The sequence below is a fragment of the Nocardioides bruguierae genome, assembly GCF_023554635.1.
GTDB classification, from domain to species: domain Bacteria; phylum Actinomycetota; class Actinomycetes; order Propionibacteriales; family Nocardioidaceae; genus Nocardioides; species Nocardioides bruguierae.
On the sequence record NZ_JAMJPH010000029.1, the window covers coordinates 19821 to 32929 of the forward strand.

8 protein-coding genes are annotated in these 13109 nt (G+C 75.8%); 2 read left to right on the plus strand and 6 right to left on the minus strand.

Features of this window, described 5'->3' with window-relative positions:
- Positions 1–1311, plus strand: a complete 1311-nt coding sequence (locus tag M8316_RS16505) for a DUF58 domain-containing protein (RefSeq protein ID WP_250056376.1) — start codon at positions 1–3, stop codon at positions 1309–1311.
- Positions 1308–3746: a transglutaminase TgpA family protein gene (locus tag M8316_RS16510; RefSeq protein ID WP_250056378.1), complete on the plus strand. Its 2439-nt coding sequence runs from the start codon at positions 1308–1310 to the stop codon at positions 3744–3746. Before M8316_RS16505 ends, M8316_RS16510 begins: the two co-directional genes overlap by 4 nt.
- 156 nt (positions 3747–3902) lie before the next feature.
- Here the strand turns inward: M8316_RS16510 and M8316_RS16515 are convergent, their stop codons facing one another.
- From M8316_RS16515 to M8316_RS16540, 6 genes are all read right to left on the minus strand, one after another.
- A complete protein-coding gene (locus M8316_RS16515; RefSeq protein ID WP_308196044.1) occupies positions 3903–4373 on the minus strand; it encodes an SCO2097 family morphological protein in 471 nt (156 codons plus the stop codon).
- Between the two features lie 230 nt (positions 4374–4603).
- Complete coding sequence (gene dinB, locus M8316_RS16520; protein ID WP_250056381.1) at positions 4604–5821, minus strand: DNA polymerase IV; 1218 nt, start codon at positions 5819–5821, stop codon at positions 4604–4606.
- 81 nt (positions 5822–5902) lie between these two features.
- Positions 5903–6658 carry a methyltransferase gene (locus tag M8316_RS16525; protein ID WP_250056383.1) on the minus strand — a complete coding sequence of 252 codons (756 nt, stop codon included), beginning with the start codon at positions 6656–6658 and terminating at the stop codon, positions 5903–5905.
- 43 nt (positions 6659–6701) lie between these two features.
- On the minus strand, positions 6702–10916 hold the full coding sequence (locus M8316_RS16530; RefSeq protein ID WP_250056385.1) for a DNA polymerase III subunit alpha: 4215 nt from the start codon (positions 10914–10916) through the stop codon (positions 6702–6704).
- 270 nt (positions 10917–11186) lie between these two features.
- Positions 11187–12431, minus strand: a complete 1245-nt coding sequence (locus M8316_RS16535) for an endonuclease (RefSeq protein ID WP_250056387.1) — start codon at positions 12429–12431, stop codon at positions 11187–11189.
- Between the two features lie 129 nt (positions 12432–12560).
- On the minus strand, positions 12561–13100 hold the full coding sequence (locus M8316_RS16540; protein ID WP_250056389.1) for an SAV_6107 family HEPN domain-containing protein: 540 nt from the start codon (positions 13098–13100) through the stop codon (positions 12561–12563).
- Positions 13101–13109: the final 9 nt, after the last annotated feature.

A 13109-nucleotide genomic window follows, 5' to 3' on the forward strand; every position in this document is an offset into this window, starting at 1 on the left:
GTGCTCGAGGCACTGCGCGGCCTCACGCTGCGCGGCCGCGCCCTGCTGGCCGCCGGGCTGACCTGCGGCGTGGCGTCGCTCCTGCTGGGGCTCCCCGTGCTGGTGCGCTTCGGGGCGGTGGCCGCGGCCCTGCCCGTGATCACCGTCGTGCTCGTCGGCCGCACCCGCTACCGGCTCGGGCTGACCCGGCGGGTCTCCCCGGAGATCGTGCCCGCGGGCACGCCCGCGACCGTCTCGCTCACGGTCACCAACGACGCCCGGCTCTCCACCAGCGTGCTGCTGCTGGAGGACCAGGTCTCCTACGTCCTGGGCCCGCGGCCCCGGTTCACCGTGACGGGTGCCGGCCGGGCCTGGCGGCGCGAGGTCTCCTACCAGGTGCGCTCGGACGTGCGCGGCCGCCACGTCGTGGGGCCCATGACGGTGCGCGTGTGCGACCCGCTGGGCCTCGTCCGGCTGGGCCGCACGTTCACCAGCACCGCGCCGCTGGTCGTCACGCCCCGGGTGCGACCGCTCGCCCCGCACCCGGTCGGTGGGGCGTCCGCCGGCAGCGGCAACCAGCGCCCCCGCTCGTTCACCAGCGGCAGCGCCGAGGACGTCACGGTGCGCGACTACCGCCGCGGGGACGACCTGCGGCGCGTGCACTGGCCCAGCTCGGCCCGCACCGGCGAGCTGATGGTCCGCCGGGAGGAGCAGCCCTGGCAGCAGCGCGCCACCGTGCTGGTGGACAACCGCGCCGGCGTGCACGCCGGCCGGGGCGCCGCCTCCTCGCTGGAGGTCGCGGTGACCACCGCCGCCTCGGTGGCCGTCCACCTCGCCCAGCGCGGGTTCGCCGTGCGGCTGGTGACGGCCCGGGGCGAGGAGGACGGGATCGCCTGGCACGACCACGTCGCCGGCACCGACACCCGCGCGCTGCTCGAGGCGCTCGCGGTGCTGCCCACCGAGTCCGGCTCGAGGATGGCCACCGGCTGGCTGACCCAGCCCGGCCACGACGGACTGGTCGTGGCGGTCCTCGGCGCCCTGCCCGGGGAGGACACCGGCCTGCTGCGGCGCGTGCGGGCCGCGGCCGGCGCGGGCCTCGCCGTCGTCCTGGACGTCGGCACGTTCGGACCCGTCCCGCCCGAGGCCGCCACCGGCCCCGAGGCGGCGTCCCTGCTCACCGCCCAGGGCTGGACCGCCACCACGCAGCAGGCCGGGGAGCCCGTCGAGCAGGTCTGGGACCGGCTCGCCGCCCCCGGCGCCCGCAGTGCGCGGGCCACGTCCGCACCCACCGCGAGCAGCACCGCGGGCACCACCACGGGAGGCCCCGCGTGAAGCAGCGCCCCGGCATCGTGACCGCGCTCGTCCCGGCCCTGCTGGCCGCGGGAGCCACCTGGCTGGCGACCTGGTCGTGGCGCGGGTTCACCACCGACCCCTGGCAGCACCTGTGGCCACTGGCCGTGCTGGCGGTGCTGGTCGCCCTCGTCGGCGGGCTGGGGCGCGCCTCCGGGCTCGCCAGTCCCGTGGTGCTGCTCGGCCAGGTCGTGCTCGGAGCGGTGGCGGTCTCCCACCTGCTGACGGGTGCGTGGCTGCCCGTCGGCGCCGGGTGGGACGCCCTGGACGAGACGGTGCGGCAGGCGGTCTCCGCCGCGCAGGCCTACGGCCCGCCCGTGCCCGCGGAGGCCGGGCTCGACCCCCTCCTCGTGCTCAGCGGCTGGTGGTGCCTCCTCCTGGTCGACGCGGTGGCCGGCGGGCTCGGGCGCCCGGCGGTGGCGGCGCTGCCGCTCCTGGTCGTCTTCGCCGTGCCCGTGAGCATCCTGGGCTCCCAGCCGGAGTGGTGGGTCTTCGCCGGGGTGGCGGTGGCCTGGACGGGCCTGCTCTTCCTGGACGCCTCGAGCGACGTGGCGCGGTGGGGCGGCGTGCTGGACGACGGCGACGGACGGGTCGCGGCTGCCTCCGTGGACGAGCCCGCCGCGGAGCCGGGCACGACCACCGTGCACGGTCCCCGGGCCTCGGACGCGCTGGGCGTGCGCTCGGCCGGCGTCCGCGCCACCGCGCTGGGCGTGGGCACCGGTGCCGTCGTGCTCGCGCTGGCGGTGCCGGCGTCCCTGCCCGCCCTCGACGTGCACCTGCTCGACTACGGACCCGGCGCCGGCGGGGACGACGGGATCAGCATCGAGAACCCCATGACCGACCTGCGGCGCGACCTGCGGCGCCGGGACGACGTGCCCCTGCTCGACGTCCGCACCGACGACCCCGACCCCTCCTACCTGCGCGTGGCGGTGCTGAACCGGTTCGGCGCCAACGAGTGGACCAGCGGCGACCGGTCGATCCCCACCGACCAGGTCGCGGACGGGCAGCCGCTCGACGTCGCCGGGGTCGGCGCCACCGTGGACCGCACCACCTACCGCTACCAGCTCGAGGCCCGCGACGCGTTCTCCTCGCGCTGGCTGCCGACCTACGCGCCCGCGACGTCGGTGAGCGCGACGGGCGACTGGCGCTTCGACACCGCCACCGGCGACTTCATCGCCGCCGACGAGGACCTCACCACCGCCGGGCTGACGTGGTCGACCACCGGCGTCGAGCTGGACCTGGAGCAGCAGCGGCTGGAGTCGGCCGTGGCCGTGCCCGGCGCCGTCGACCCCATCTTCACCGAGCTGCCCGACAACGTGCCGGGCATGGTCGGCGACCTGGCCCGGGAGGTCACGCAGGGCCAGACCCGCCCCTTCGGGCAGGCCGTGGCGCTGCAGGACTGGTTCCGGCAGAACTTCGACTACTCCCTGGAGAACGTGCCTCCCGGCAACGGCGTGGACGAGCTGGTCGCGTTCCTCTCCCCCGGCGAGGGCGGCCGGGTCGGCTACTGCGAGCAGTTCGCCTCCGCGATGGCCGTGATGGCCCGCGAGCTCGGCATCCCCTCCCGGGTGGCCGTCGGGTTCCTCTCCCCCGAGCAGCAGCGCGACGGCACGTGGGAGTACTCCGCCTACGACATGCACGCCTGGCCCGAGCTCTACCTCCCCTACGCCGGGTGGGTCCGCTTCGAGCCGACCCCGCCGACCCGGGCCTCCGGGGTGCCCTCCTACGCGGAGCCGACGGCGCCGGACGCCCAGCCCACCGCGTCCGCCGGGGCCTCCGACACCCCCAGCCAGCAGGCGTCGGCCCGGCCGGACCGACCCACCTCCGAGCCCACGGTGGCGCCGCGCCCCGAGGCGGCCACCCCGACCGCCGACGAGGAGCCGGGCGTCGGGCTCGCCCGCGTGCTCGGCGGCCTGCTCGGCCTGGTCGCGCTGGTCGGGCTCGCCTCCGCGCCGGCATGGCTGCGCGCGCGGCGCCGGCACCGCCGGCTGCGCGGCGGCCCGGAGGACTGGTGGGACGAGCTCGCGGACGGCACCCGTGACCTGGGCCTGCCCTGGCCCGACGGGGCGTCGCCGCGCAGCGTCGGTGCCCTGCTCGGCTCGCGCCTCGCCGACCCCGACGACGACCGGGAGCGGCCGGCGCTCGGGCCGGAGCAGAACCCGGAGGCCGCGGCCGCGCTGGGCCGGCTCGTCTCCCGGATGGAGCGCTCGCGGTACGCCCGCGGCGGCTCCGGCTCCGGGTCCGGCTCCGGCTCCGACTCCTCGGGCGCCGCGGACGTGGCGGTGGTCGTGGACGGCCTGGCCGCCGGGGTCCGGCGCCGGGCCCGCTGGGCCGCACGCTGGACGCCGCGCAGCCTGCTGCGACGCTCCGGCAGCACCCCGGCGGCCGACCGGGGCCCGCTGGACCGGGTCGGCTGAGGCCGCACCACCCGGGCCCTCCCGGCTCGTCCACGCGACGGGGTGGGGAACGGGCGAGGCGGGGAACGGGCGGGACCAGAACGACGCAGCCCCCGTCGGTCCGTGGACCGACGGGGGCTGCGGTGGCTCAGGAGCGCCGAGCGCTCGAGGGGCGGGTCAGAACCCGCCGTTCTGCTGGTCGCGGCGGCGGCGCCAGCGCTGCTCCATCCGGTTCATGAAGCCACCGGACGAGGCGGGCTTGGAGCGTCCGCGGGAGGGACGACCGGCGCGACCGCCGTCGACCACGCCGAGGCCACGCTTGCCGCGGGCGGGCTCACCGGCGGGGCCGGCGTCCTGCTGCCTGACGGCGGGCGCGGTGTTCTGGTTGCGGAGGGCGTTGAGGCCGACGAGGGCCGACGCCAGCATCACCACGAACCCGGCAACGCCGAGCGGGATGATGTTCGTGATGGCTCCGGCGAGCAGCACGCCGATACCGAGGACGAACACGAGGCCGGCCACGAGGGCCCGCTGCTGCGCACGACGGCGCAGGGAGGTGCCCCGCAGGGTGTGGACGAGCTTCGGATCCTCCGCGGAGAGGCCGCGCTCGATCTGCTCGAGCATCCGGAGTTCCTCTTCCGAGAGTGGCACCGTTTCCTCCCAGGTGGTGAAAGACCACCGGCCTCGTGCAGACCGGTGGCGGGGTCAAGTGTAGGCATCCGCCAGGCGACCACGGTAGGCACGAGGTGAAAATTCCCACGTCCGAGTCTGCTGGAGGGCCACCTGGGGACCATCCTGCGCCGCCACGGCCCGGTACGGCAGGTCCGAACGTCCCCTCCGGCGTCCCGCTCGCCCCACGCGTCCCGACCGCCCCGCCGGACTCAGCCCAGCAGGCTGGCCGGTCGCACCGCCGCGTCCCCGAAGCGACGGGTGGCGCGGTCCATGGCCCGGTCGGCCTCCGACCAGCCGTGCTCCCGCTCGCCGAGCAGGTGCTGGTGGTGCACCTGCTCGCGGGGCAGCAGGTTCTCCACCCGCACCCCGACCAGGCGCAGCCGGGCCCGCTGCAGGCCCAGGGCGTCGTAGATCCCGACCGCGGCCCGGTAGACCTCCTGGGTGACGTCGGTGGCCTCGGACAGGGTGCGGGAGCGGGTGATGGTGGTGAAGTCGGCGAACCGGACGGTGATCGCGACCGTGCGCCCCGCCACGCCGGCCACCCGCATCCGCGTGGTGACCCGGCTGGTCAGCCGCAGCAGCTCGCGCAGCACCACCTCGCGGTCGTCGACGTCGCGGGAGAACGTCTCCTGCGCGCCCATCGAGCGCTCCGGGTCGCCGCCGCCGTTGCCGAACACCCCCGAGCGGCCGGGGCTGACCTCGCGCCGGTCGGTGCCCCACGCGAGCTCGTGCAGGTGGGTGCCGAGCGCGTCCCCCAGCGCCCGGCGCAGCGTGCCGACCGGCGTGTGCGCCACGTCCCCCACCGTGACCAGGCCCAGCCGGTGCAGGGAGGCACGGGTCTTCTCCCCCACCCCGTACAGCTCGCCGACGTCGAGGGGGTGCAGGAAGGTGGTGACCCGCTCGGGGGGCACCACCACGACGCCGTCCGGCTTCGCCCGCTTGCTGGCCAGCTTGGCCACCGAGACCGTGGCGGCCACGCCGACCGAGCAGGTGATCCGCTGCTCGTCGTGGATCACCGCCCGCACCTGCTCGGCGATCACCGCCGGCGGCCCCAGCCGCCGCACGGCCCCGCGGACGTCGAGGAAGGCCTCGTCCATCGAGAGCGCCTCGACCAGCGGCGTGACCCGGCGGAAGACCTCCATCACCGCCGAGGAGACCACCGAGAACTCGTCGTGGTCGGGGGCGATGACGACCGCGTCGGGGCACAGCCGCCGCGCCCGGGTCGAGGGCATGCCGGAGCGCACCCCGTACACCCGCGCCGGGTAGTTCGCCGAGAGCACCACCCCGCGGTGCCCACCGCCGACGATGACCGGCACGTCCGCGAGGTCGGGCCGGTCGCGCGTGGCCACCGACGCGTAGAACGCGTCCATGTCGACGTGCAGGATCGGCGTGGCGACCGGCTCCTGCTCCTGCGCCCGGGCGGTCATCGGGCGGCCCCGGACGGCTCGGTCTCGCGACAGGACTTCGTCCTTCCTCGACCAGCGGCGGTGGGCCGTCGGTCGAGGAGGTCAGCCCCGGGCGACCAGGTGCAGCTGCGTGGCGAGCGGGAGGTACTCGGGGCGGTCGGCGACGGCGCGCTCGAGCTCGACGAGGGCGGCGGTGGAGCCGGTCTCCAGCTCCAGCAGGTGGCCGGGGACGAGGTCGGCGAAGACCCGCACGCCGTGCACCGAGACGACCTCGAGGCCGGCGGCGCCGACCAGGTCGACGACCTCGTCGCCGGTGTAGCGGTGGCCGGTGCGGCCGGGGTCGCCGGAGACCGGCGCGAGGAGGTCCTGCGCCTGGGCGAAGTGACCGGCCATGGCCCGGGCCAGGACGGCGGCGTGGCGCTGGGCCACGAGCAGGCTGAGGGTGCCGCCGGGCCGCAGCACCGCGCGCAGCGCGGCGAGGGCGGCGGCGGGGTCGGTGACGAACTCCAGGACGCCGTGGCACAGCACGACGTCGGCGCCACGCCCCTGCGCACCGGAGCCGACCAGGTCGGCCAGGTCGCCGAGGTCGCCCTGGTGGGCGTCGACCTCGACGCCGGCCTCGCGGGCGCGGCGGGCGAGCGAGGCGAGGGCGTCGGGGCTGGGGTCCACCACGGTGACGCGGTGGCCGAGGCCGGCCACGCGGACGGCCGAGCCGCCGGTGCCGCCGCCGATGTCGAGGACGTCCAGCGCCGCCCCGTCCGGCCGCTCGAGCACGGGGGCCAGGTCGTCCCACACGACCGCGGTGCGCACGGCCGCGCGCCGCTCGCTGGTGCTGGGTGCGTTCGGGGTGCCCGCCATGACGCCCACCCTAGAGCCTGGCCCGGGGCCCGATCGACCGGGCTCATCCGGGGCTCCCCGGGCTGCGGTGCCAGAGCTTGCGGGCGACCTGCTGCGGGATCTGCTTGGCGTCCTCACCGGCGGGCTTGACGTCCGCGTACGGCGAGAGCCTGAACCCGCTGGAGTGCACGAGGACGCGGCGGCGACCCATGCCGCCGGCCGCACCCGGCGTCCGCCTCTCGACGTCGCCCTCACCACCCTGCGCCGCGGCCACCCCGGCCCCGCGCATGTCGCGGTCGGAGACAGGCCCCGAGACAGGGGGCGCGGCCATGACCGGGCGCGAGGACCGCGAGGCGGCAGCCCCCTCACCGGCCCGCTCGTCGCCAGGGGCGAGCGCGCCGAACCCGCCGGGCACGACCGCCATCTGCTCGCGCACGGCCTCGATGCCGTGCAGGCGCCACGTGTCGTGCAGGGCGGGCAGCTCCCAGCAGCCGGTGGCGCGCAGCGAGACGCCGCGGTGGCCGGTGCGGCGCAGCTCCCCGCGCACGACGAGCAGCCAGGAGCTGAACACGGTGGCGGCGTAGGGGCCCTGGGCGTCCTCGAAGAAGGTGGCGTCCAGCGGGCCGGTGCCGTCGTCGAGGGTCAGGAAGACGACGCGGCGCCCCGAGCGGATCGGTGGGGTCTGGGTCGCGACCTTCACCCCGGCCACGAGCAGCTCGGCCTTCGAGCGCTGCCCGAGCAGGTCGGTGGCGCGGGTGGTGCCGAGCTCGTCGAGGAACCGCTCGTAGGTGCTGACGACGTGCCGGGAGGCGTCCAGGCCGAGGATCTCCAGCTCGGCGCGCATCCGCTCCTCGGCGGTCATCTCGGGCAGGCCGGAGACGACGCCCTCCACCGAGGCGTCGCCCAGGTCGAGCGCCATCTGCACCGAGGAGACCGGCTCCGGCGGCGGTGCGCTGCGGGCCTGGGCGCTGGAGCGTCCCCACACGCCCTCGCGCTGGGGCACCTCGGCGCGGCCGAGCGAGCCCCGCTCCTCCCCCAGGTCACGGGGGCGGACGGCGGCCCGGGCGTCCGAGGCGCCGGGCAGCTCGACCCCGCGCGCGGCCTCCCGGGTGCCGGGCTCGGTGCTGTTGCGCGCGGCGGCGGCCTCGACGGCCGAGGCGGCGCGGGTGCGGGCGTTCGGGGTCTGGCGGTGGCTCTGCCACGCCTTGCGCCCCGCGAGGCCACGGCCGCGGGAGGCGCGCTCGGCCGACCGGGCCTGCCGGTCCAGCTCGGAGACGCCGAGCAGCAGGTCGCGCCGGGTGGTGGTGCCGCGCCGGCCCACCCCGTCGTCCGCCGCGAGGTCGAGGCCGTAGACGGAGTCGAACCCGCCGGCCAGCACCAGCCGCTCTACCACCGGCCGCGAGACGCGGGCGCGGTGCCAGAAGTCGGTGAGCGAGGCGTAGGGGCGGGCCGCGACGATGCGTCCGACCTCGGCCTCGCTGATGCCCTTCACCTCCGAGAGCGCGAGCCGGATGCCCCACGGCCGCCCGTCGGGGTGGCCCGGGTCGCGGGTCGGGTCGGGCGCCCACTCCTCGCGCGGCACCAGCCGCTCGACGGCGTAGTCGGTCTCGGAGGCGTTGACGTCCAGCGGCAGCACGGTGACGCCCTGGCGGCGGGCGTCCTCGAGGATCAGCCGCTTGGGGTACATCCCCGGGTCGTGGGTCAGGACGCCGGCCAGGAAGTGCGCCGGGTAGTGCGCCTTGAGCCACGCCGACTGGTAGGTGGGCAGGGCGAAGGCGGCCGCGTGGGCCTTGCAGAAGCCGAAGGAGGCGAACGCGGCCAGCACCTCCCACAGCTCCTCCACCACCGCCAGCGGGACGTCGCGGCCCTGGGCGCGGGGGAAGAACCAGGTCCGCACCTCAGCCATCCCCTCGGCGTCCCCGAGCGCGCGACGCTTCTCGTCGGCCTCGGCGAAGGAGATGCCGGTGAACGCGGCGATGATCTCGATGACCTGCTCGTGGAAGACCACGACCCCGCGGGTGCCCTCGAGGATCGGGCGCAGCAGCGGGTGGGCGTAGCGCGGCTGCTTCCAGCCGTGCTTGACGTCGAGGTAGGGGGTGATCATGTCGCTCTTGACCGGCCCGGGGCGGAACAGCGAGATGTCGGTGATGACGTCCTCGAACGTCTCGATGCCGGACTTGCCGACCAGCTCGCGCTGGCCCGGCGACTCGATCTGGAAGACCCCGAGGGTGCGCGAGGAGGAGATCATCGCGTAGGTCGCGGGGTCGTCGAAGGGCACCTGGGCCTCGTCGTCCACGTCGACGACGACCTCCTCGGTGCGCTCGATCGCGGTCACGGCGTGCGCCATCGCCGACTGCATGCGGATGCCCAGCACGTCGAGCTTGAGCAGGCCGAGGTCCTCCACGTCGTCCTTGTCGAACTGGCTCATCGGGAACCCGGCGTAGCTGGCCTCCACGGGCGTGCGGTCGAGCAGCGTGGCGTCGGAGAGCAGCACCCCGCACGGGTGGACGGCCACGTGCCGGGGCAGGCCGTCGAGCCGCTCGACCAGCGCGAACAGCAGCTCCAGCCGGGTCTCCCCCAGCCCGCTGGCCCGCAGCTCGGGCAGCTCGGCCAGGGCCGCGCGGGCGTCGCGGGCGCGGATGTGCGGGAAGGCCTTGGCGATCGCGTCGACCTCCAGCGGCGGCATGCCCAGCGCGGCGCCGACGTCGCGCACCGCGTGCCGGACCCGGTAGGTGTCCATCATCGACACGCACACGCAGCGCTCGCCGCCGAAGCGGTCGAGGATCGCCTCGTACATCCGGGTGCGCTGCGCGGACTCCACGTCGACGTCGATGTCGGGCAGCGCCTGGCGCAGCGGGGACAGGAAGCGCTCCATCAGCAGCTGGTGGCGCACCGGGTCGACCCCGGAGATGCCCAGCAGGTAGGTGACGATGCTGCCGGCGCCCGAGCCGCGCGCCGCCACCCGTACCCCGTGGTCGCGGATGAGGTCGGTGACGTCGGCGACGGTGAGGAAGTAGGAGGCGTAGCCGAGGTCGCGGATGATCGCCAGCTCGTCGTCCAGCCGCTTCCACACCACCGCCAGGCCCTGGCTGCCGTAGCGGGTGCCGATGGCGGCCTCGCAGCGGGCGCGCAGCAGCCCGTCCGCCCCCGTCTCGCGCGGGTCGATCGCCAGCCCGTCGACGTTCGCGAGCTCGAACTCCGGGAAGTGCACCTCGCCCAGCCCGAGGTCGGCGCGGACGTCGAGGGCGCACCGCTCGGCCAGCGTGCGGGTGCGTGCCAGCAGCTGCCAGGCGCCGGACTCCCCCACCCCGGCCGCGTGCGCGACCTCGGCCGCGACCCGACTCATCTGCGGCCCGGACTTCAGGTGCCCCTCGGCGTTGCCGCGGTCGACGTGGCGGCGGTCGAGCGCGACCAGGCGCCGTGCGGCGTCGAGGACGTCGGCCACCGCCGCGTCGCCGCGGTCGGCGTGCCGGACCTGGTTGGACAGGATGCTCAGCAGCCCCTGCTCGGCGGCCAGGTTGAGCATCCGGGCAGCGTGCGGGGTGCTGCCCGGCCCCCAGCCGCGGGTGCCGTGCGCACCGTCGGCCGTGCCCGGCCCGCCGGCACCCAGCAGGTGCGAGACGACCTCGACGACCAGGCAGCCGCGCGGCACCAGCGCCCGCCAGCGAGCCACCTCGGCGCGCGCCAGGTCGGGGCGGCCCGCGGTGACCGCGCGACCCACCGACGACGACGGGCCCAGCAGGACGACGACGTCCCCCGCCCCGAGCAGGGCGGCGACCTCGGGGTCCTCGGGGTCGAGCACCGGGGCGCCGCGCTCGCCGGCCAGGTGCGTGGCCGAGGTGATGCGGCAGACCGCCGCCCACCCGGCCCGGCCGCCGCCGGGCCCCGAGGACTGCGCGAGCAGCGTGACCCGGGGCAGCCGGGCGTCGCGGAAGGCACCGCCGCGCACCGGCGTCCTGCTCCCCCGTGCTCCTGCGCCGCCCGGGACGTCATACGAGCCGGAGGAGCGTCCCTGCGCTCCGTATGACATCCCGCGGCGGACCTGGGTCGGGTCGGCGGGACGGTAGGCGAGGTCGACGCCGAGGACGGGGCTGATCCCCGCGACGTGGCAGGCCTTGGCGAACTTCACCGCGCCGTAGGTGCCGTCGCGGTCGGTGAGCGCCAGGACGTCCATGCCGTGGGCGGCGGCGCGGTCCACCAGCACCGGCGGCAGCGACGCCCCGTGCTGGAGCGAGTAGCCGGAGGCCACGTGCAGGTGGACGAACGGGTCGGTGGGCACGTCGGGACTTCCCCTCATCGACGTCGGCTCGACCCCGGACAACGACAGGTGACGACTCTTTCGGAAGTCGCCTTCGAAAGAGCCGTGCTCCTGATCGAACAGATGTTCGATCAGGAGCACTGAAGGTAACCCCATCCACCGACACCGCGCCAACTACCCAGGTGGGTGCCCCCACCCCACTCCCACCCCTCCCTCACCGCCGAGTCGGCAGTAACTTGCTGCCGACTCGGCACGGGGTGGGGAGGGTGTGACGGGAGGGGCGGAGGAGGCTCAGTCCCAGATGGCGTCGGCCCACTCGGGGTGGTCGACGAACGGGTTCCGGTTGCCCTGCCACGTGGTGAAGATCGCGTCGTTGCGGGCCATCTCGAAGGCGTCCGGCGGGTCCTCGGCGTTCCAGGCCAGCAGCACGGAGAGCCGGCCGATGTGCGGGGCGGAGCCGTTGCCGACCAGGTCGTTGACCTCGAGGTCGGCGAAGCCGTCGTCGCCCTCGTAGCGCACCGACATGTAGAAGATCATCCGGGCCACGTCGCCCTTGACGGCGTCGCGCGGCTCCCAGGAGTCGGAGTCGGCGTAGTTGCCGGGCGCCTCGCTGTTCTCGGTGCCGCCCTCGTTGAAGTCGAGGTTGCCGCGGGCGGAGTTCACCGTGACGTCGGTGGGCCGCAGGTGGTGGACGTCGGTGCCCGGCCCGGTCGTGGTGCCGAAGTCGCCGTGGCTCTTGGCCCACACGTGCTCGCGGTTCCAGTCGTCGACGCCGCCACCGTTGGTGTTCTTGGGCACCGAGTCGCCGGTGTAGAGCTCGATGACGTTGTTGCTGTTGGCCGGGTCCTCGTCGGTGTCCTTGAGCGCGTCCCAGACCTGGGAGTAGCTCAGCCGCGTGACGTCGGTGGAGATGATCTCGTGCAGCTCGGTCTCGAGGGCGGAGCCGCTCAGCCCCAGCGCGGAGGCGTAGTAGGTGTCGTCGTAGTCACCGGTGCCGCCGGTCGGCTCGCTGGTGGGGCTGCTGGTGGGCGTGGGGCTGGACGTCGGCGTGCCGGCCGCGAGCGCGAACGCGCTGGGGCTCTTCAGGCCCGGTGCCGAGAAGTAGGCGGTGAGGCTGCCGGTGACGTCGATCCTCGTCCCCATCAGGTCGGGGTTCGAGGCCAGGCCCCAGTCGCTGCGCCAGGCGCTGGTGACCTGGACGTAGAGCATCGCGTCGGTGTCGGTCTCGCCGGGGCTGTCGGCGAGGGCCAGCGCGTAGTCGTTGGGGAATCCGCTGGTGACCACGGTGTCGGTGGAGGTCGGCTGGCCGACCACGTACCCGCGGACGGTGGCGGAGGCCCCGCTCTGGCTCGACCGGGCCTGCGCGACGGTGAGCGTCGTCTCGGCCGCCCGGGCCGTCGAGCCGGGCAGGGCGCCGGTGGAGCCGGCGAGCACGGGTGCGAGCACCAGGGCCGCACCGAGCGTGAGGGCCGTGAGGAGGGTGGCGAGCAGCGGGGCTGCGGGGAGGGGCGCCCGACGGCGCGACCGGAGGTCCATGAGCGCACTCCACCGCCTCGGAGCACGGCGCACCAGAGCGGCACAGGCTCCTGTTCTCGCACTGCACGGACCTGCAGGTCCGTGCAGTGCGAGACGTCAGGTCGTGGGCCCGGCCGGCGGGCCGACAGGTCAGCCCGCCATCCCCCCGACGGAGCCGCCCGCTGTGCCGCCGGCCTGGGCGAGCCGCACCACGACGGGCCGGTGCGGCACCAGCCCGAGGCTCTGCTCGACGACCGCGAGGAACCTGTCGGCGTCGCGGACCAGGTCGTCGGCCTCCCGCTCGGTGACCGCGCGGCGCGAACCGGCCTCGGCCGCGGCCCGCTTGGCGGCACCTGCGGCGAAGAACTGCGCCCACTCGCCCAGCTCGGGGGCGACCTCGGCCAGCAGCACCCAGGCGCTCTTCTGCGGGCGTCGGCGGGCGCCGGCGTCCGGCCTGGCGCGGGCGGCGAGCAGGGCCGCCGCGGCCCGCAGCGCCCCGACGTGGGCGCTCGCGTAGCGCAGCGCAACGTCGGTGGCGGTCACCGCCTCGGCGATCGAGTCGGCCGAGCGCAGCAGGTAGGAGTGCGTCGTGGCCGGCAGCAGGTGCGGCGGAGGCGCCTCCACCCAGGGGCTCTCGCCCGAGCGTGCGCGCGCCCGCGTCGTGCGGGCGGGTCGTCGTGTGGTGCTCATGCGTGCCTC

Bases quoted from the DNA above. Each gene is read 5' to 3' on its own strand.
- dinB (WP_250056381.1), bottom strand. From the start codon at position 5,821: ATGACCGCCCGGGCGCAGGAGCAGGAGCCGGTCGCCACGCCGATCCTG.
- M8316_RS16525 (WP_250056383.1), bottom strand. From the start codon at position 6,658: ATGGCGGGCACCCCGAACGCACCCAGCACCAGCGAGCGGCGCGCGGCC.
- M8316_RS16535 (WP_250056387.1), bottom strand. From the start codon at position 12,431: ATGGACCTCCGGTCGCGCCGTCGGGCGCCCCTCCCCGCAGCCCCGCTG.
- M8316_RS16540 (WP_250056389.1), bottom strand. From the start codon at position 13,100: ATGAGCACCACACGACGACCCGCCCGCACGACGCGGGCGCGCGCACGC.